The following is a 20,758-nucleotide window of genomic DNA, read 5'->3' on the forward strand; positions in this document are numbered from 1 at the left end:
TGCTTGTCGGGGCTAAACGGGCCGCTTCAGATTTTAGTTACATATTCCGTCTGTATTGTCCTCCTACTTGGTATAGGGCGTTGGTGATTTGGCCTAGACTTGCATATTTTACTGTTTCCATTAGCTCTGCAAAGATGTTACCTCCTGTTACAGCTACTTCTTTTAGTTTTTGAATAGCTGCTTCGACTTCCTTTGCATGTTGTTCGTGGAATTTTTTTAGATTTTGAATTTGTGTTTCTTTTTCATCTTGTGATGCTCTGGCAATTTCCATACTGTCGATTGCTTCTGATGAAGGAGGATTTGGATTCAAGTATGTGTTAACACCGATTATTGGTAGTTCACCTGAGTGTTTCAACATTTCATAGTACATCGATTCTTCTTGAATCTTGCCACGTTGATATTGGGTTTCCATCGCTCCAAGAACTCCACCTCTATCATTAATACGATCGAATTCTTCCAATACTGCATTTTCTACAAGGTCAGTTAGTTCTTCAATTATAAATGCACCTTGCAATGGGTTTTCATTTTTTGTAAGTCCGTGTTCTTTTGTAATGATCATTTGAATTGCCATTGCACGACGAACAGATTCTTCTGTTGGCGTTGTAATCGCTTCGTCATATGCATTCGTGTGTAATGAATTGCAGTTATCATGCAATGCCATTAATGCTTGTAACGTTGTACGAATATCGTTAAAGTCGATTTCTTGTGCGTGTAAGCTACGACCAGAAGTTTGAATATGGTATTTTAGCTTCTGACTACGTTCATTTGCACCGTATTTATCCCGCATAACGATTGACCAAATACGGCGAGCTACACGACCGATTACTGTATATTCTGGGTCTAAGCCATTTGAGAAGAAGAATGACAGATTCGGTGCAAAATCATCAATATTCATCCCACGACTTAAATAGTATTCTACATAAGTGAAACCATTAGCCAAAGTAAATGCTAGCTGCGAAATCGGGTTGGCACCAGCTTCAGCAATATGATAGCCAGAGATCGATACAGAATAATAGTTACGTACTTTTTGATCTATGAAATATTGCTGAATATCCCCCATCATACGTAGGGCGAATTCTGTAGAGAAAATACAAGTATTCTGCCCTTGATCCTCTTTTAAAATATCAGCCTGTACTGTTCCGCGCACAACTTGAAGTGTCTTTTCACGAACGTCAGTAAATTCTTCAACTGTTAAGCAACGTCCTATTTTGCTTTCTTGAATTTTCACTTGTTGATCAACAGCTGTGTTCATGAACATTGCTAAAATAATTGGCGCAGGTCCGTTGATTGTCATCGAGACAGACGTTGATGGTGCACATAAATCAAATCCATCATAGAGCTTCTTCATATCTTCTAGCGTACAAATACTAACTCCTGATTCACCGACTTTACCATAAATATCTGGGCGGTAATCTGGATCTTCACCATACAAAGTCACAGAGTCAAATGCTGTTGATAAGCGTTTTGCATCATCGTCTTTAGATAAGTAATGGAAGCGTCTATTTGTACGTTCTGGTGTCCCTTCACCAGCAAATTGACGTTTCGGGTCTTCTCCTTCACGTTTGAAAGGGAAAACTCCTGCCGTATACGGGAATGAACCAGGTACATTTTCTCTATACACCCAACGCAATATTTCTCCGTAATCTACGAATTTTGGTAACACAACTTTGGGGATTTTTAAACCTGCAAGGCTAGTAGTTGTTAAAATTGTACGGATTTCTTTATCACGTACTTTTGTAACAAATTCGTCTCCTACGTACGCTTCCTTAAGCGTTTTCCAGTTTGCTAAAATATTCTTTGATTCTGCAGTTAATTGATTTTTTATGTCCTCAGCTAATGAAGTTAGTGACGCAACCAACACATCGTCTGGTGCTTTTTCCTGAACAGTTGTAATTGACCCTTCTAGTTGGAATAGCTTACGGGCAAATTCAACTTGCTGCTCTGACTTTTTATGATAATTACGAATTGCATCTGTAATTTCACGTAAGTAGTATCGTCTATCATTCGGAATGATGACATCTTGCTTTTGTGTTTTTACAAAATGCTCGTAAGACGTTTCCCAATCAAGACTACATTTTCCGTTAATAACCTGTACAAGCTCTGCGAATAAAGAATTCGTTCCTTTATCATTAAACTGGCTAGCAATTGTACCGAATACCGGCATTTCATCTAGATTTTTTGACCATAGTTCATGACTACGTTGGTATTGTTTCTGTACTTGGCGAAGCGCGTCTTCTGACCCTTTACGTTCAAATTTGTTAATGACAATTAGATCAGCAAAGTCAATCATATCAATTTTTTCTAACTGCGTCGGTGCACCAAATTCACTTGTCATAACATACATGGACAAATCAGAAATTTTTGTAATAGCAGCATCCCCTTGACCGATACCGCTCGTTTCAACAACGATTAAATCATATCCTGCCACTTTAACAACATCTAAAACGTCTGCAATTGCATCTGAAAGCTCAGAGTGAGATCCCCGTGTTGCAAGACTACGCATATAAACGCGATTGTTAAAGATAGCATTCATACGAATACGGTCTCCAAGTAATGCCCCACCCGTTTTTTGCTTTGTTGGATCAATAGAAAGAATTGCGACCTTTTTATCAGGAAACTCTTGTAAGAATCGGCGGATCAACTCATCTGTTAATGAACTTTTTCCTGCACCACCCGTACCAGTAATACCGAGTACAGGTGTGTTTTTCGATAAACTTCGAGCTTTTTCTAGGAACTCTGTTAACTCACCATCTTTTGCTTCTTCAGCTGCAGTTATAAGTTGCGCTAATACTTCCGGTTGTTCCGTTGATAATGTATCTAACTTACTACTTAAATTCTTTTTAATTGTTGTGAAGTCACTTTTTTCAATCATTTTATTAATCATGCCTTGTAAACCCAGCTCACGACCATCTTCAGGCGAAAATAACCCGGCAATGCCATATTCATGCAGTTCTTTGATTTCACGTGGCAGGATTACACCACCACCACCACCGAAAATACCTATATGCGGAGCGCCTTTTTCCCTAAATAGATCTTGCATGTATTTGAAATATTCAACGTGACCACCTTGATAAGAAGAAATCGCTACCCCTTGCGCATCTTCTTGGATGGCCGCATTAACTACTTCTTCAACTGAGCGGTTATGCCCGAGATGAATAACCTCTACGCCACTCGACTGCAAAATACGGCGCATAATATTAACCGATGCATCATGGCCATCAAAAAGACTAGAAGCCGTGACAAATCGTACGTGATTTTTTGGACGATATACTGCTGCTTGAACCATATATAAGCTCCCCCTTGTTATGAACGAAAACTAAGTTGATCATTTCTCTTCCATTCCCCGGAAATGATTGGATACAAAAATTGTGCAAGGTTATAGAAACCAAAACTATATGAAAAGTTTGAGTTTTCCTCCCTTGCACAAAGCGTAGAATTATTTCTTCAAAATACCATTTAAGAAAAAAGTCGTTTGCATATCAATATAATCATCGATTGTATAATTCTTTCTGAAAGCCCATCGTCTAAATGCCCATGTTTGACCTTGCACTACAATATCATTTGAGATGAGATTGATTTCTTTTTCTGATAGAGACAGTTCCCCAGACTGAACGCAACCAACTAATAGATTTTCAAATAACCCAACCATCTCAAGTTCCTTTGTTAAAACGTAACGTAATGCGTCTTTTGGTAAAGATTTAGACTCTTGATACATGACTAGAATTTCATCTGACATAGAATCTATAAGCAAAAAATATTGGCGTATGGACGCCTTTAAACCTTCTATTGTACCCGCTTCCGTCGGTAAATTTGCTAACCTTAAACTTACTTCACGATAAATATCGTCACAAACTAGATACAAGACGTCTTCTTTTGTTCGAATATATTCATAAAGCGTCCCTATACTAAAGCCAGCTTCCTTAGCGATTTCTCGAGTCGTCGTACGATGAAAGCCTTTTTGCTTAAACAGTTTAATAGCTCCATGAATCATCTCATTACGACGCTTTTCTATCAGACTTTCGTCTTTAACCGACGATTCTACTTGTCTCTTATTTAGTCTTTTTACCATATATTATTTCGTTAACATACGAGAAATCACAAGGCGCTGAATCTCTTGTGTTCCTTCGTAAATCTGTGTAATTTTCGCATCACGCATATAACGTTCAACTGGATAATCTTTCGTATAGCCGTAACCACCAAATACTTGCACAGCTTCAGTTGTAACATTCATCGCCGTATCTCCAGCCATCAATTTCGCCATAGCTGATGCTTTCCCATATGGAAGATTGTTGGACTCTAACCAAGCTGCTTGGTATGTTAATAATCTTGAAGCTTCAATTGACGTAGCCATATCTGCCAATTTAAAAGATACACCTTGATTTGCTGTGATAGGTTTACCAAATTGAACGCGCTCTTTTGCGTATGCAACAGATGCATCTAATGCACCTTGTGCAATACCAACTGCTTGAGCAGCAATACCGTTACGTCCCCCATCCAACGTCTTCATGGCAATTTTAAAACCGTCGCCCTCCGCACCTAACAAGTTTGCTTTTGGTACACGACAATTATCGAAAATAATTTCAGTTGTAGGTGATGAGCGAATACCTAGTTTCTTTTCTTTTTTACCAACCGAGAAGCCTTCAAAATCAGATTCTACTATGAATGCACTAGTACCGTTCTTAGCTGTTGGATCTGTAACAGCAAATACGACATAAATTTCAGCAATGCCCCCGTTTGTAATGAAGATTTTAGAGCCGTTTAAGATGTAATCATCTCCATCTAATTTTGCAGTAGTTTTCATACCACCAGCATCTGAGCCTGAGCTTGGCTCTGTTAAACCATATCCACCAATTTTAGTACCCTCAGCCATTGGTCGTAAGTATTTTTGTTTTTGTTCTTCATTACCAAATTTATAAATTGGCCAACCTGCTAGAGATGTATGTGCAGAAAGTGTTACTCCAGTCGAAGCACATACGCGTGATAACTCTTCAACTGCAATGCAATATGCTAGGTAGTCAGAACCGATCCCGCCATATTCTTCCGGCCAAGGAATACCCGTTAAGCCTAACTCTGCCATTTTATCGAAGATTGCACGGTCAAAAGTTTCTGTTTCGTCGCGTTCTGCGGCTGTTGGTGCCACTTCGTTTTCAGCGAAATCACGTACCATTTTACGAATCATTTCATGTTCTTCTGATAATTGAAAGTTCATCTCTATTTCCACCTTTGTATAAGTTTTTTAATCCCTATTTATTTAAATGTTTGCTTATGACGAGTCGTTGGATTTCGCTTGTTCCCTCGTAGATTTCCGTTACTTTGGCATCTCGGAAAAAGCGTTCAACCGGATAGTCTATCGTATAACCATAACCTCCAAAGACCTGAATTGCCTCTGTCGTTACTTCGACTGCAGTTTTAGAAGCGAACAATTTCGCCATGGATGCTTCCTTGCCACAAGCTAATCCTTTAGTTCGCAAATCTGCTGCACGGTAAACGAGTAGTCTAGTCGCTTCAACGGCTGTTGCCATATCCGCTAATTTAAAGCCAATTCCTTGATTACTAGCGATTGGCTTACCAAATTGATGACGTTGTTGTGCGTAGGCAATTGACTCTTCTAAAGCAGCTTCTGCAATCCCAAGAGCCTGTGAAGCTATACCGATACGACCAACATCTAAGTTCGACATGGCTATTTTAAAGCCGTCTCCTTCTTCGCCAAGTAGATTATCAGCAGGGACAATCATATTGTCGAAATTTAGTTGAACTGTACGTGAGCCATGTAAGCCCATTTTATATTCGTCTTTGCCAATTACTAAACCTGCGGTTCCTTTTTCGACAAGAAAAGCTGAAATTCCTTTCGAGCCGAGCGATTGATCTGTTGATGCAAAAACAATATATACATCTGCCTCTCCACCATTTGTAATAAATACTTTTGAACCATTAATAATATAATTATTGCCGTCTTTTACTGCTTTAGATTTTAATGAACCTGCATCTGATCCCGCAGATGGTTCTGTTAAACAAAAAGCACCTAAATATTCACCTGATGCGAGCTTAGGCACATACTTTTGTTTTTGCTCTTCATTGCCAAAATAGAGTATAAGATTTGTCACGACCGACGTATGGACAGATAAAATCACTCCAATCGTCGCACTCACTTTTGATAACTCATTAATAGCTATAATGTAGGATATAAAATCCATATTCGCTCCACCGTACTGTTCAGGTGTTGTAATGCCCATTAGCCCTAGCTCTCCCATTTTAGCTAGAATGTCGCGTGGAAATTCCCCATTTTCCATGCTCTCAACTTTTGGTACAATTTCTGTTTGCGCAAAATCTCGTACCATTTTGCGCATCATTAGTTGTTCTTCTGTGAACATCAATTCCATAGTGGAGCACCCCTTTTAAGATTCATAGATGTAAAAGCCACGTCCTGATTTCTTACCTAACCATCCTGCTTTCACGTATTTACGTAATAGTGGGCATGGACGGTACTTGCTGTCTCCAAAGCCTTCGTATAAAGTTTCCATAATATAAAGGCAAGTATCTAAACCGATAAAATCTGCTAATGTTAAAGGTCCCATTGGATGATTCATACCCAGTTTCATAACGTCGTCAATAGCTTCCTTTGTCGCTACACCTTCGTAAAGTGTATAGATGGCTTCATTAATCATCGGCATTAGAATACGGTTTGCAACAAACCCTGGAAAATCATTTACTTCAACTGGCACTTTTTCAAGTTTTTTTGTCATGTCTTCGATTGTTTGATAGACATCATCTGCAGTAGCTAAGCCACGAATAATTTCAACAAGCTTCATCACTGGTACAGGATTCATAAAATGCATCCCTATAACTTGCTCTGGACGATTAGTCACAGCAGCTAACTCTGTAATCGGTAATGATGAAGTATTTGAAGCTAAAATGGCATGTGCTGGTGCAATAGCGTCCAGTTGTTTGAAGATAGATTGTTTAATATCCATATTCTCAACAGCTGCTTCGATGACTAAATCAACATCATTGGCATCATTAATGTCTAGTGATTTTGTTAGACGGGCAAGAACTGCTGCTTTTTCGCTTTCGGTCATGCGCCCTTTTTCAACATTACGAGAGAGATTTTTTGTAATCGTACTTAAACCTCTAGCAAAAAACTCTTCCTTCATATCATTTAGTTTGACGTCAAATCCTGCTTGTGCACATACTTGTGCGATACCAGAGCCCATTTGACCTGCTCCAATGACCATTATTTTTTTAATACTCATTACTCGAATCCCCCTTTTTTGGTACTTCAATCATAATGGCATCTCCTTGGCCTCCACCTGAACAAATAGCTGCAATACCGATACCACCGCCACGACGCTTTAGTTCATAAGCTAGCGTAAGAATAATTCGTGCACCCGATGCCCCAATTGGATGCCCTAATGCTACAGCTCCACCATTTACATTAACTTTCTCTGCATCTAGCTCTGCAATTTGATTACTTGCTAGAGCAACAGCTGCAAATGCTTCATTAATTTCAAATAAATCGATTTCTTGTAATGTTTTCCCTGTCTTTTCTAAAATTTTGTTGATGACTAAGCCTGGTGTTTGAGGGAAATGCTGTGGCTCAACGCCAACTTCTGCATGCCCTAAAATATAGGCAAGTGGTGTATGGTCTTCTGCTTTAGCACGTTTTTCATTCATAAGAACTAAAGCACATGCGCCATCATTAATACCCGGTGCATTCCCTGCTGTGATTGTACCTTCAGTCGTAAATGCAGCTCTAAGTTTTGCTAAAGATTGTAGTGACGTATCTCTTCTTGGCGCTTCATCCGTATCTATTTCTATCGGATTTCCTTTGCGCTGAGGAATCGCCACAGACACAATTTCTTCTGCAAATTTGCCAGCGTCTATCGAATCTAAAGCGCGTCTATGACTGCGATACGCCCACTCATCTTGCTCTAGCCTTGAGAGTGAAAAGTCTTTTGCCGTGCTATCACCGTATGTCCCCATATGTACATGTTGTGGATCGAATGCGCAAGATAATCCATCATATACCAGGCCATCTATCATAGTTGCATCTCCCATGCGTAAGCCAAACCTTCCTTTTGGTAAATAGTAAGGCGCATTTGACATTGACTCCATGCCTCCAGCTACGATAACTTCCTCGTCCCCTAAACGAATCAGTTGATCAGCTAGTGTCACACTACGTAGTCCTGAAGCACAGACCTTATTAATCGTTTCTGTTTTCACTGACCATGGAATTCCTGCTTTTGAAGCAGCTTGGCGAGACGGTATTTGACCTTGCCCTGCTTGTAATACATTTCCCATAATAACTTCATCTACTTGTTGTGGTAGGACTTTTGCTCTTTGCAAGGCCGCTTGAATTGCAACTCCTCCTAAATCACTTGCAGTAAGAGTACTTAATGCTCCACCAAATTTCCCAAAAGCTGTTCGCGCACCACCTAAAATCACCGTTTTTGTCAAATCAGACACCCCTTGTCTTTATTATGCATACGCTTACATTATTCTTTTCAAAGTAAACGAGAGCTCATTTATTCTATTCGACTGAACGCTCGCTCAACAAAATTTTAGAAAAAAAGAGAGCGTCTAGAACTCTCTTTTTCACTTAGTAATATTGTACATAATCACCAATTCCAACACAATTAATTATTGGCTAATTGGTTCCTCAACAACTTCTTCTACTGGTGGTTTATATTCGCCACACACTGATTTCTCTAGTAATTCAGCAATATCATATGTGCCAACCTGCTCTTCAACTTCTTTCGCTTTCGTACCATCTGAAAGCATTGTTAAACAGTACGGACAACCTGATGAAATCATCGTTGGATTAACTGCAAGTGCTTGCTCAGTTCTCGCAACATTCACGCGATTACCAACATGCTCTTCCATCCACATTAAGCCCCCGCCAGCTCCACAACACATACCAGTTTCACGATTACGTTCCATCTCAACTAACTTAACACCTGGAATAGCTTTTAAGATTTCACGTGGTGGATCATAAACATCGTTGTAACGGCCTAAGTAACATGAATCATGGAATGTAATAGTTTCTTCAATTGCGAATTGCGGTTTAAGACGACCTTGTTTTACCAAGTCATAAAGTAATTCTGTATGGTGATATACTTCACCCGTCCAACCAAAGTCACTATATTCATTTTTGAAAATATTATATGCATGTGGATCAATCGTTACTAATCTAGTAATACCTGTTTTTTCAAATTCACTAATATTAGCTGTTGCTAACTCTTGGAATAAGAATTCATTACCAAGACGACGTGGTGTGTCTCCTGAATTCTTTTCTTTGTTACCTAAAATCGCAAACTTCACTCCAGCTTCGTTCATCAACTTAGCAAAAGATAATGCAATTTTTTGTGAGCGATTATCAAATGATCCCATAGAACCAACCCAGAATAAGTACTCGAACTCCTCACCGGCTTTTGATACTTCTTTCACCGTTGGAATATGAACATCCGGACGAGCATCGCGCCAGTTTTCTTTTTCTTTGCGGTTAATCCCCCACGGATTTCCTTGTCTTTCGATGTTTGTCATTGCGCGTTGTGCGTCTGGATTTACACGTCCTTCTGTCATGGTCAAATAACGACGAAGGTCAATAATTTTATCTACGTGCTCATTCATTACTGGACACTGGTCTTCACAGTTACGGCAAGTTGTACAAGCCCAAATTTCTTCTTCAGTGATAACATCTCCAATTAATGATGGACTATAAACATCTTCAATTACAGCCCCCTCTGCTCCAGCTGCAAGAGCTAACTGATTTCCTTTTGCTTTGTTGAACATAAATGATGGTACCCATGGTTGTTGACGTGTTGCAACGGCACCAGTAAATGTTAAGTGGTCTCTTAATTTTGTAATTAAGTCCATTGGTGACAGCATTTTTCCTGTACCACTTGCTGGACACATATTCGTACAGCGGCCACATTCTACACAAGCATACAAATCAATTAGTTGAAGTTGTGTGAAATCTGTAATTTTCCCAACACCAAACGATGGAATTTCTTCTTCTCCATCCTCCCCTTCTTCTTCCATCTCTTCAAAGTTAATAGGCGTTAGCTTACCAACATGATCTAAGCGGTTGAAGTAAACATTTACTGGACCTGCGATTAAATGCGCGTGTTTTGATTGTGGTACATATACTAAAAAAGTTAAAAGAATTAATAAGTGGATCCACCACATAACAAAGAACACAACAGCTGCAGCTGTAGGTGGCAAAAACCCAAAGACTGTAGCAATAGATGAAGCAATGGGCTCTGACCAAGATGCAGCGTGGTCATGCCAAATCATACCCATACCATTACCTGCTAGAACTGTAACCATCAATCCACCGATAAAGATTAATACTAATCCTGATTTAAAACCACGCTTTAAGCGTACAAGCTTTTCAATATAGCGACGGTAAAACGCCCAAACAACAGCTACTAAGATTACTAAAGACACAATCTCCTGCAAGAATGTGAAATACGGATATACCGGGCCTAAAGGTAAGTGTGACCCCGGTTTTAATCCTTTCCAGATGAAATCAATTGCGCCTAGTTGAACTAGTATGAAGCCATAGAAAAACATAACGTGGATAACACCACTTTTTTTATCTTTTAATAGCTTCTTCTGACCAAATACATACACCCAAATTTTGTGTAAACGTGCTTTAACATCATTGTCAAATTCTACTTGTTTCCCCATTTTGACGAATTTATAGCGCGTCTTTAACAAGTAACTGAATAAAAATAAACCATAAGCTACTACTACTAAAAATAGTATCCAGTTTGCAATTAACAATGGATTCATAACATTTCCCCCTCTATGATGCACGATTGTTACATTTCGCTAAAACACACGCTAAGTGAATTACCATGAAATGTATATGTTGTAACCATTGTAAAATATGAATGATCATTCAGTCAACAAAATTCGTAGAATTCATAATTTTAAGTTTATGTATAATTTCACACAAAACCCCCTTTGTCTTGTTGTTTATACACAATTCTCAAAGTTTATTAAAAATTCTAGCATATTTACTGATATTTTACATGCGAATTCAGAATTTTCATCAAAATAACTAATGTTTTATAAAATTCACTAGCGATTTATTCTATTAAAGTACAAAAAAAGACTAACCAATTACTGTTTAAGTAATTGGTTAGTCTTTTTTTCATTTAAAAACTATAGGTTCTAACAATGGTCCAAAATGTTGTTCTGCCGATTCTACATGTTCTTCAGAAATACCTAGTAAAATTACTGTCGCTGGGCCAGCTGTTTTTTTAACTTCTAATGAGCTCGAGATTGCAACATCTCCAAGCAATTTTTTAATTTCAGAAAGAATTCCCTTTGATCCGACTGGCCAAATACGCCCTATCAAATTTGTATCGATTGCTTTTTTCACTAATAATAAATTGGCAATATACTCGGGGTGCTCCAGTAATTCATACCCAACTAACGGTTTACCATATGTAAACCATTGAAGCGTATTGACATCCGCTAAAGGTCTAACCGGAGCTCCTATCATTGTAATGGCAACTCCAGATTGCAAAGTAGGCATATTCGTTTCTGAACTGCCTTTGATTGGTGGCACAGGTAGACTTAACTCATCGAATAGCCAAGTAATACCTTTCACATAACGTCCCCAGCTCGCTTCACTACTGAAATTATGCATAACTATTGCTTCAGGTTCTGCGCCAGCTGCCCATTGCTCTAGTAATGTTACACGAGAGGAATAATAACTTGTTACATCATCCGGCACCTGAACGACATCTTGCTCTTTTTCTCCAATCGCTCCGGAATTATCAGTTGTTACGATAAAGCCATTCGATAATCGCATCGCATTTCTCATTTTTTAATGTGCCTCTTTTCTTTGAAAGGCACGAGATAACACGGGCATTACAACTGCAGCAATTACTACGTTTAACAGCGTTGTCATTAATAGTAATGGCACTATTGAAAAGAAAAATTCTGGTGAATTCAGCCAGTAAAATGGTAAAGGAGCCAAAATTCCGTTAGTAAAAACGGCGAAAATCCATTTTGAATATTTTCTCCCCGCATTATGAAGCTTAGCAAAGCCCCATAATATGATGAACATTTCTACAGCAATAAAGATATGCAATGGACCAAGGAATGAACCACCCGTCATCGCTGAAATTAGATGACCAATTGCTGCTGCTGTACCTGCTGCTACTGGTGGTAAAAAAACTGCACCTAGAAAAGCGGGAGCAGAATCGAGTGCCATAGATCCCATACCGCCAGGCACTTTAATCATTGCTCCAACTGCACATAGAGCTGCAATCATTGATGTTAAAGTTAAAGTTTTAAGTTTCATAATTAATCATTCATTCCTTTGCTTTTTTTGAACGCCCACCATCTTTAAATACCTTTGCACTACGAACATATTCAGTATCTGGTACATTTAAACGTGCATTTACTACGCGTGCCGCTGCAAATAAATAATCAGATAAACGGTTTAAATAACGCTGAACCACTAATGGTACATCGCCCTCTTCAGATTCTTTTAGTAAAGTAACCATTTGACGCTCTGCTCGACGAGTAATTGTACGTGCAATGTGTAAGGTAGCAGCTGCAGGTGAGCCACCTGGTAAAATAAATCTTTCAAGTAATGGTGGTTCATCCATTAATACATCAATACGTTTTTCCATAACTTCTATAGGTCCATCTGTCATTTTGTAATGACGCTCCTTCATAACATTAGCAAGGTCCCCACCACAGTCGAATAATTCGTTTTGCATTGCTTCTAAATCTTCTAATATATCTTTAAAAATCGCAGGGTCTAACTCAGTCATTGCCTTACCGATAAATGAATTTAATTCATCAATTGTGCCATATGTTTCAACACGTTGACTGTCTTTGTCCACGCGTGCTCCGATAATACTAGTTTTCCCCTTGTCACCTGTACGTGTGTATAAATTCATCTCTCGTCCTTCTTTCCTTTATTATTTTATTGTTTCAGCTATACCATACCAAATACGTGTTATTTGTGGGCTAATTTTAAATAACCCCTGATAAAATCTTCCACAAACATCACGGATCTTACGTGTATTAGCATCAATTGGGACAACGCCTCTACCCATTTCTGTAACAATAACAATAAGTTCCTTCTCAGTACCTAACACTTGCAGTCGCTGTAATAATTCCGAAGCTAACGTATCCTCAGCTACACCTAAATGTTCTGCCACTACATTTTCAAGACCTGAGACAACAATTGTCGAAGCTTCTGGCGCAGACATTGGTAACTCACTTTCTAGCCAAGCAATATCTTTTTTCCCCTGCTCTTCTAGCCAGTTTCTTACATAGTCCCTTTTACCATTATAGGCTCCACCGATAAAAACGTGCATCGCTGTCCCTCCTCGAACTCTTTTTTCGTTGACCAGTGTAAAAGATATCGCTCATCATGAGAAACTTGCCATTCCCAAAATGTTTTTTCCTCTGGTGCGAATTGCATTAGCAAAGCTCTAATTGAACCTCCATGCGCAACTATCCTATAAAACGACATATCATTTGGCAAAGATTTTATGGCTTCTATCACACGAAACATGACTTGCGGTAATGTCTCACCATTTGGTGGTGCCAAATCATATGGATTGTCAATCCAATTGCGATATGCTTGTAAAGCTTTTAACTGTTCATAGGTTTTGCATTCAAAATCACCGAAATGACTTTCACGAAAACCACTATTTTCAATGTAAGTAGCATTTGGAAAATAACAAGCAGCTGTTTCCTTACAACGTTTTAAATCACTTCCGAAAACAGTTGTCGCCAATCCATCTATGACCGGCAAATTTTGATTAGGAATAATCGGCTCATCCGTCCAGCCAAGATACTTTTTTTCGACATTACTTTTAGTTTTAGCGTGACGCATTAACTCAATAGTAATAGCGTAATCCATAAAATGGCCTCCATTCCTTCTATAAAGCCGCCAAGTAAATCACCTGAGCTTCCACGAAAATTGCGCACGGTCCAAATTTTATAAAGACCTGACGCAACAACTACAATCACAAATAATATAAGAGATAAGATGATATCCTGACTCCACCAAATTATGAGAGGTAACCCAATAAACATAGATACACATGTCATAACAAGAAATTGTGGTACATATAATTTTTCTTTAAAAAAGTATGCAAGTCCTTTTTCTTTTGAACATTTTGTTTGGATAAAATATAAGGACATTCCCAGCCGTGCTAGAAATGGTACAGCCACGATCCATATTATAGAAAGTCCACCTTTTCCAATCAATTCGGCTAAGAAGAAAATTTTCGTTAGTACTAAAAACACCAAAGACATCGCACCAAAAGCACCTATCCGAGGATCATCTAAAATTTCAAGTCGCTTCTCTGTATCACGATATGAAAAAAAGGCATCTCCCATATCTACCCAACCATCTAAATGCAATCCTCCTGTACAAATGATAAATCCAACAACAAGTAAAAATGCTGTTAGTAATGGACTTATATCCGTCCAATTTTGCAAACTATAAAATACAGTAGCTATGACTGCACCCATACAAGCACCTAACCATGGTAAAAATGAGAACATCCCCGTTATCGTCGGCTTTGTAAGTGGTAATTCCTTTTGTACAGGCACGATGGTGAAAAATTGAAAGGCAAGTAAAATACTGTGAATAATCGTGCGCAAAAGAATATTCCCCTTTCTAAATTGGATTATTTCCAGTGATGTATTTGTCCATATTCCATTTCAATTGCAATAGTTGCTTCTGCTACAAACCATTGATGAATACGACCAAGCCATTGTTGATAAAGTCTAACTTCGTAACTAGTTGAAATGGGCTCATCTAGTACCTCATTAGAGACGACAACAATCGGTACATTTTTTTCACGTAATGCATGAACCGTATTTTGCATCGCTATAAATTTACGTTCGATACATCCCTCTACTTGAAAACAACACACACCAGTTTCATAACCGTCATAAAATTCGTTCGTTAACCATGTAGTCACACAATCCCATAATATCGCGTCACCTTCAGTTATTTTAGAGAGAATCTTGGAAAATTCAGTTGGTTGCTCTATTGTCGTCCACTGTTGTCCAGCTCGATCATTTTGGTGTCTGGTAATTCTTTGCTTCATTTCATCATCAAACGGTACACCTGTTGCAACATAAACAAGTCTTTTTTTAGGCATAGTTGACGCTAAATTTTCCAGGCATTTTTCTGCATATGCACTTTTCCCACTACGCACCCCACCAGTTATAAAGACGAGTTCGCTTGAAACCAATGCGTCATCTCCTCCTCTAATTGATCCATTGCCTTCTGTGTCTTCATACCTACGCGGAACCATGTACCTTCCATACCGATAAAATTCTCTGTATGTCGCAGTACTATGCCTTTCTCAAGCATATAAATAAAGAAATTTTGTGACTGGGCAATATCGGGTAATTGAAAGCTCACATAATTTGTGACACTGTTCGTAACAACACAATGATTTCTTCGCAAAAAGGCTTGGAAACGCGTACGCATTTTTTCAGCATAGTCACAAGCCTGTTGACGGAAAACATCTTCTTCCTTACTTAAACATCGTGCTCCTATTTCTGCTGCTATACCATTAATATGCCAATGAGATGCAAGTTTCCGTATTGCACTCGATATCTCAGGTGCGGCTACCATATAGCCAAGGCGTATACCTGCAATTGCGTACATTTTCGTCATTGAACGGACAATGATCAACTGCGGATTTCCCTTTACTGATTGTATAAAAGATGCACGCTCATCAACAAAATCTATAAAGGCTTCGTCTAAAACAATGCTACAATTAGACTCTTTTGCAAATGCAATTAACTGATGTAACTCTTCTTTTGAAGGTAATACACCAGTTGGATTATTAGGGGTACATAGATATAGTACATCTGCATTTTGCATTGTTTGTTGAAGTTCGTCTAATGGTAACTTCCAATTAACGAGATCTTCACAAATTGCACGCTGTATTTCTACACCATTTTCTTTTAATGTCGCTTCATACTCTGAAAAAGTCGGATGTAAAATAATTGCATTATTTCCCCGGAAATATGTCGCAAGTAATGAGAATATTTCTGCCGCACCATTTCCTAAAACGATGTTTTCTGTAGAAATGTCGTGATATTTAGCAACAGCAGATAGAAATGGCTCACCTTCAGGATCCGGGTAGCTTTGTAATAATTGCAAGTAATCGATCCATTCATTTTTGATAAAATCCGGCGCACCAGATGGATTTACATTTTCACTAAAGTCTAATATATCAGCAGGCGGTTGAATGCCCAGTTGTGTATATAAACGATATGGATTAGCCCCATGATTAGGTAATAACAACGAAAACCCCTCCTAAAATGACCATCAGTAGCCAAAATAATATAGTTACAACTTGCATCTGTTTAATCGAACGTATAATATGCTGTGGTACAAGTTCCATATGGCCCTCACCCATTTTCGCACGATTCGATATAACCCCTTTATAGCTATTCACACCACCAAGCTGAATACCTAATTGATGAGCTGTAGCCGCCTCGAGCCAGCCACTATTTGGACTTGGGTGTTTCTTCGCATCGCTTAGCCACCCTTTCATGCGGTACGTAAATGGTTTTCTACTTTCATTTTTCGTTCCTAGTAAAAGCAGTAAACCTGTGATTCTACTTGGCACATAATTTAACACGTCATCCGTATGTGCAGCGACATATCCAAAATCGGCGAAGCGCTCATTTTTGTAAGCGACCATTGAATCAAGCGTATTAACCGCCTTATACATCCATAGACCAGTTCCACCAAATAAAAACGCCCAAAAGAGAGGTGCTGTTACACCATCACTCGTATTTTCAGATACTGTTTCTACTACACCTCTCGTTACTTCCGGTACGGATAAATGCTCCGTATCACGCCCTACAATCCAAGATAATTTCACACGTGCTTCCTGTAATTCACCTGATACGAGGGGATTGTATACTTCAAGTGCTGCTTGTTTTAGACTTTTCCCTGCTAAACCTACAGCTATTAATATCGATTCTACAAAAATACCTAGAATAATATTGAGAGAATATGCAGTATAAATTATCGCGAATGTAACTGCTGTTGTTAATCCAACAACGATTAAGACAAGAATAAAACCTTTTGATTTACGATGTTTACCATTATTTAAACATTCTGTTAGTTTAGCAATCAAATTACCAATCCATCGAACAGGGTGTGGCATTTTGGGAGGGTCACCTATTAACCAATCTAAGGTAATTCCAATAGTACAAGCAATAATATGTGCTAACATTTTATAACCATCCCTTGGCACGTTTGTATTCTTGTAGTGCTGTAACTGTCGTTTCATAAACCCCATGACCAATCAGCTTGCCAATATCTGTGATAGGGCCAGCGTATTCCATGAACGTACCATTTTGTGTCGCGGCAATTAATAGGCTATCAGTTGATGTACCTGTTGCAATCGTATGTGATATTGGATCCATGATTTCCTCTTGCTGCATTGCTTTTACCTTTGCTTCAGTAGCTGTTATCATTGCTTGCATAAAGGACTCTTCCGTTAATTTCCCGTTAATGATGACCCAAGTATTGATCGTTCCTATATACGGTTTACTTACTCTTTCATGCGCCTTTGAAACATCCACTGCATTTCCAACACCGGCGGTCACAGCAACAATAATACTTCCAATAGAGCTTGAAAACTCGCGAATAACTACATACTTAGTTGCAACTGCCGTCATCATGGCCACTGTATTAGAAGGCATAAAATTATGTTGTTCTAGATAACTTTTTAACTCCTCATGGGCATCTGCACACATATAACTCAAATCGACTGCACGATTGACAAAAGATTGGAACCAACCAAAACCTGCATTATGAACAGCTGAGGATACGGTTTTTAAAGGAAATTCCGTACGAAGTTCAACAAATTCATCTCTTACTTTGAATTGTTCTTTAGTTACTACATATGATTCACGTTCATCAATAGCGGTTGGCATTAATGTAACTTGTGGCTTTGGCAATTCTGGATGCGGATAGCTTGAAACGCGTGTATTATATACTTCTAAAATTTGTTGTTCTTTCAACACTTCATGTGGTTCACCAATAGCCTTAACATGCCCATTCTCCATTAACAACAGCTGATCACAATATAGTGAAGCTAAATTCATATCATGAAAAACAGAGATAACTGTTAAGCCATTTTGTACTGCTTCAAGACGAATCATATCTAGTAGTTGGCGTTGATGTGCAATATCTAAATGATTCGTTGGTTCGTCTAAAAGTAAGATACCGGCTTGCTGAGCAAGTGCTTGGGCTACAAATGTACGTTGTTGCTCCCCACCTGATAAAAACTCGAGATTTGTATGTTCATAGTAATCCACACCGGTTTGATTCATAGCTTTTTTCACTGCGTGTTCATCTTGTTCTGACCATGTTGAAAACCAACTATTTTGATGTGGATAGCGACCTAAAGCTATCGTCTCACGTACTGTATGTGAAAAGGAATGGGCATGAAGCTGAGGTAATACAGCCATTTTGCGCGCAAATTCCTTCGGTGAGAAGTTTTTAATGTTTTGTTCCTCGATAAGTACTTGACCGGTTGTTGAAGGCAAGATACCACTAATCACTTTTAATAACGTGGATTTACCACTACCATTAGGTCCTAATACACCAAGAATTTCACCCTTCTTCACGGTAAACGAAACGTCTTGTACTATTGGCCTGGTAGCATCATAGCCTCCAGTAACATTTTCTACAGTAAGCATAATTACGCACCCTTCGTTCTTCTTTGTCGGAAAAAGATATATGAAAATACTGGCGCTCCAATAAATGCAGTAATAACACCAATTGGTAACTCTGTTGGTGCAATAATCGTTCGGGCAAATAAATCACAAACAATTAGTAAAGATGCTCCATTTAAAAACGATAACGGTAACAAGTGTCGGTGATCTGCACCAAATAAAAGACGTGTCATATGTGGTACAACAAGTCCTACAAAGCCAATTGTGCCAGACACTGCTACTGCAGCACCTGTTAACATAGATCCACCAATTAGTATAAGCATTTTACTTTTCTTCACATCAACACCAAGATACTTCGCACGTTCTTCTCCAAATAACATAGCATTTAATTCACGACGGTTTAGCCATAATAAAAATGAGCCGATGAGTACAAATGGCCACACCATTTTGACATATGGCCACCCACGCATTGAAACGCTCCCCATAAGCCAGCCAATGATTTGGCGTAACTCATCTCCTGTTAAAGCGATTAATAAAGAAATAACCGAACCCAAAAATGAACTAACGATTATACCTGTTAAAATCAGTGTTTCCATCTTCAACGTACGATCGACTAAACGTGCAAAAGCCATTACACCCATCATCGCCAATATGGCCCCTAGCATGCTGAAGACTGGTAATGTATATATACCTAAAATAGGGGTCGAAATGCCGAAAAAGAGCGTCACCACAGCACCTACTGAGGCACCGGATGACACTCCTAACGTATACGGATCGGCGAGTGGATTTTTCAGCAATCCTTGGAAAGCCGCACCAGCGATTGCTAGTGAAGCACCTACTAATCCTGCAAGCACAACACGCGGCATTCGTATTTTCCACAAAATATTCGTCGCTGTTGGATCCGCTGCCGTGTTCCATAACGTACTAATTGGTACTTTAACAGAACCAATTGATACACCTAACCAAATACTAACGATTAAAATCACAAAGGCTATGGTGTATCCTATAATGGTTTTCTTCACTCAAAAGCCTCTGGATATACTGCTTTTGCAATGACCTCTAATCCTTCAGCAAGACGAGGACCTGTACGGCTTGTTAAGTTCGCATCAACTTGAACAACTTCATCATTTTTAACAGCTGTGATACTATCGAATCCTTGGCGTTTTTTCACTTTCTCGACAATATTTTTTAGGTTGTATTTCACAATAATTGTATCTGGATTACGTTTCACAATTTCTTCAGGGTCAATTTGGAACCAACCTGTTTGATCTGCTGTGACGTTTTTAATATTAGCTAGATCAAACAATTCTTGCATAAATGTATCTTTACCTGCAGTGTAAATATTAGGTTCATCTGATGTTTCGACGAATGCTGATTTTTGTTTTACATCTTTCACTTTTGCTTGTACTTCTTTTACTTTTGCTTTCATATCATCAGTAATCTTCTTAGCCTCATCCGCTTTACCAGTAATGTGGCCAATTTGTTCAATTGTTGAATATGTTTCATCAAAATTCTTAGCGTTTTTTACAACGAAAACTTTTAAACCAGCATCACGTAATTGTTGAAGACCTGCTTCAGAAGTACCTAAAAGTGTTTCGTGTGCAAAAACAACTTCTGGATTTAAGCTAATAATTTTCTCGGCGTTAAATTCCATCTCACCGATTTTTTCTTTTTTCGTTGCCGCTTTAGGATAATCATCATTATCCGATACAGCAGTAATTTCTTTTTCTAATCCTAACGCGAAAAGAATTTCTGTGTTACTTGGTACCAAAGTAATAATGCTCTTTGGTGCTTCTGTAAATTTCACATCATTGCCAAGTGCATCAGTCTCTGTTAATGGATACCCTGCTACCTGTTGCTCTGTCGCTGGCTCACTATTTTCCTTTTTCTTTGTATCCTCCGTTTGGCCACAGCCTACTAACACGCCTAGTGCTAAAACGAACACTAAACAAAATTGCCATATTCTCTTCATTTACTTTTCCTCCTTTTTCATAAAAAAAATCCCTCGTTTTACGACGAGAGATACGATGACAGTGGATATATACATAGC

At 38.7% G+C, this 20,758-nt stretch carries 19 protein-coding genes; all 19 read right to left on the bottom strand.

Annotated elements, in window-relative coordinates; all coding sequences use genetic code 11:
• Positions 1–37 precede the first annotated feature (37 nt).
• The 19 genes from icmF to ACQKMD_RS03390 all read right to left on the bottom strand — a co-directional run bounded on the left by icmF (position 38) and on the right by ACQKMD_RS03390 (position 20,680).
• Positions 38–3,286 carry a fused isobutyryl-CoA mutase/GTPase IcmF gene (gene icmF, locus ACQKMD_RS03300; protein WP_427749443.1) on the bottom strand — a complete coding sequence of 1,083 codons (3,249 nt, stop codon included), beginning with the start codon at positions 3,284–3,286 and terminating at the stop codon, positions 38–40.
• A gap of 150 nt (positions 3,287–3,436) precedes the next feature.
• Complete coding sequence (locus tag ACQKMD_RS03305) at positions 3,437–4,069, bottom strand: TetR/AcrR family transcriptional regulator (RefSeq protein WP_427749445.1); 633 nt, start codon at positions 4,067–4,069, stop codon at positions 3,437–3,439.
• A 3-nt stretch (positions 4,070–4,072) separates the two neighbouring features.
• Positions 4,073–5,209 carry an acyl-CoA dehydrogenase gene (locus ACQKMD_RS03310; protein WP_427749447.1) on the bottom strand — a complete coding sequence of 379 codons (1,137 nt, stop codon included), beginning with the start codon at positions 5,207–5,209 and terminating at the stop codon, positions 4,073–4,075.
• A 34-nt stretch (positions 5,210–5,243) separates the two neighbouring features.
• A complete protein-coding gene (locus ACQKMD_RS03315) occupies positions 5,244–6,380 on the bottom strand; it encodes an acyl-CoA dehydrogenase (RefSeq protein WP_427749448.1) in 1,137 nt (378 codons plus the stop codon).
• A gap of 15 nt (positions 6,381–6,395) precedes the next feature.
• On the bottom strand, positions 6,396–7,250 hold the full coding sequence (locus tag ACQKMD_RS03320) for a 3-hydroxybutyryl-CoA dehydrogenase (protein ID WP_427749450.1): 855 nt from the start codon (positions 7,248–7,250) through the stop codon (positions 6,396–6,398).
• The gene (locus tag ACQKMD_RS03325) at positions 7,240–8,454 is read right to left on the bottom strand and encodes an acetyl-CoA C-acetyltransferase (protein WP_427749452.1); all 1,215 of its coding nucleotides are present in this window, start codon (positions 8,452–8,454) and stop codon (positions 7,240–7,242) included. Before ACQKMD_RS03325 ends, ACQKMD_RS03320 begins: the two co-directional genes overlap by 11 nt.
• 183 nt (positions 8,455–8,637) lie before the next feature.
• Entirely contained in the window at positions 8,638–10,794 is a 2,157-nt protein-coding gene (locus ACQKMD_RS03330; RefSeq protein WP_427749454.1) for a (Fe-S)-binding protein, read from the bottom strand.
• A gap of 364 nt (positions 10,795–11,158) precedes the next feature.
• Positions 11,159–11,836, bottom strand: a complete 678-nt coding sequence (locus ACQKMD_RS03335; protein WP_427749456.1) for an alpha-ribazole-5-phosphate synthase — start codon at positions 11,834–11,836, stop codon at positions 11,159–11,161.
• A gap of 3 nt (positions 11,837–11,839) precedes the next feature.
• Positions 11,840–12,319 (bottom strand): ECF transporter S component, encoded by a 480-nt coding sequence (locus ACQKMD_RS03340; RefSeq protein ID WP_427749458.1) that lies wholly within the window; start codon positions 12,317–12,319, stop codon positions 11,840–11,842.
• Between the two features lie 10 nt (positions 12,320–12,329).
• Positions 12,330–12,926: a cob(I)yrinic acid a,c-diamide adenosyltransferase gene (locus ACQKMD_RS03345; RefSeq protein ID WP_427749460.1), complete on the bottom strand. Its 597-nt coding sequence runs from the start codon at positions 12,924–12,926 to the stop codon at positions 12,330–12,332.
• A 21-nt stretch (positions 12,927–12,947) separates the two neighbouring features.
• On the bottom strand, positions 12,948–13,349 hold the full coding sequence (locus ACQKMD_RS03350) for a bifunctional adenosylcobinamide kinase/adenosylcobinamide-phosphate guanylyltransferase (protein WP_427749461.1): 402 nt from the start codon (positions 13,347–13,349) through the stop codon (positions 12,948–12,950).
• Positions 13,301–13,900 (bottom strand): histidine phosphatase family protein, encoded by a 600-nt coding sequence (locus ACQKMD_RS03355; RefSeq protein WP_427749463.1) that lies wholly within the window; start codon positions 13,898–13,900, stop codon positions 13,301–13,303. The genes ACQKMD_RS03350 and ACQKMD_RS03355 overlap by 49 nt, the downstream gene beginning before the upstream one ends.
• Complete coding sequence (cobS, locus tag ACQKMD_RS03360) at positions 13,873–14,649, bottom strand: adenosylcobinamide-GDP ribazoletransferase (protein WP_427749465.1); 777 nt, start codon at positions 14,647–14,649, stop codon at positions 13,873–13,875. The genes ACQKMD_RS03355 and cobS overlap by 28 nt, the downstream gene beginning before the upstream one ends.
• A gap of 26 nt (positions 14,650–14,675) precedes the next feature.
• Entirely contained in the window at positions 14,676–15,248 is a 573-nt protein-coding gene (locus tag ACQKMD_RS03365) for a bifunctional adenosylcobinamide kinase/adenosylcobinamide-phosphate guanylyltransferase (RefSeq protein WP_427749467.1), read from the bottom strand.
• Positions 15,221–16,315: a pyridoxal phosphate-dependent aminotransferase gene (locus ACQKMD_RS03370; RefSeq protein ID WP_427749469.1), complete on the bottom strand. Its 1,095-nt coding sequence runs from the start codon at positions 16,313–16,315 to the stop codon at positions 15,221–15,223. The genes ACQKMD_RS03365 and ACQKMD_RS03370 overlap by 28 nt, the downstream gene beginning before the upstream one ends.
• Positions 16,302–17,258: an adenosylcobinamide-phosphate synthase CbiB gene (cbiB, locus tag ACQKMD_RS03375; RefSeq protein WP_427749471.1), complete on the bottom strand. Its 957-nt coding sequence runs from the start codon at positions 17,256–17,258 to the stop codon at positions 16,302–16,304. Before cbiB ends, ACQKMD_RS03370 begins: the two co-directional genes overlap by 14 nt.
• Before the next feature lies 1 nt (position 17,259).
• Positions 17,260–18,732 carry an adenosylcobinamide amidohydrolase gene (locus tag ACQKMD_RS03380; protein WP_427749473.1) on the bottom strand — a complete coding sequence of 491 codons (1,473 nt, stop codon included), beginning with the start codon at positions 18,730–18,732 and terminating at the stop codon, positions 17,260–17,262.
• Between the two features lie 2 nt (positions 18,733–18,734).
• Positions 18,735–19,730, bottom strand: a complete 996-nt coding sequence (locus ACQKMD_RS03385) for a FecCD family ABC transporter permease (protein ID WP_427749475.1) — start codon at positions 19,728–19,730, stop codon at positions 18,735–18,737.
• Positions 19,727–20,680 (bottom strand): ABC transporter substrate-binding protein, encoded by a 954-nt coding sequence (locus ACQKMD_RS03390; protein WP_427749477.1) that lies wholly within the window; start codon positions 20,678–20,680, stop codon positions 19,727–19,729. The genes ACQKMD_RS03385 and ACQKMD_RS03390 overlap by 4 nt, the downstream gene beginning before the upstream one ends.
• Between the last annotated feature and the right edge of the window lie 78 nt (positions 20,681–20,758).

Source organism: Viridibacillus sp. NPDC096237 (genome assembly GCF_050278625.1).
Taxonomy (GTDB): domain Bacteria; phylum Bacillota; class Bacilli; order Bacillales_A; family Planococcaceae; genus Viridibacillus.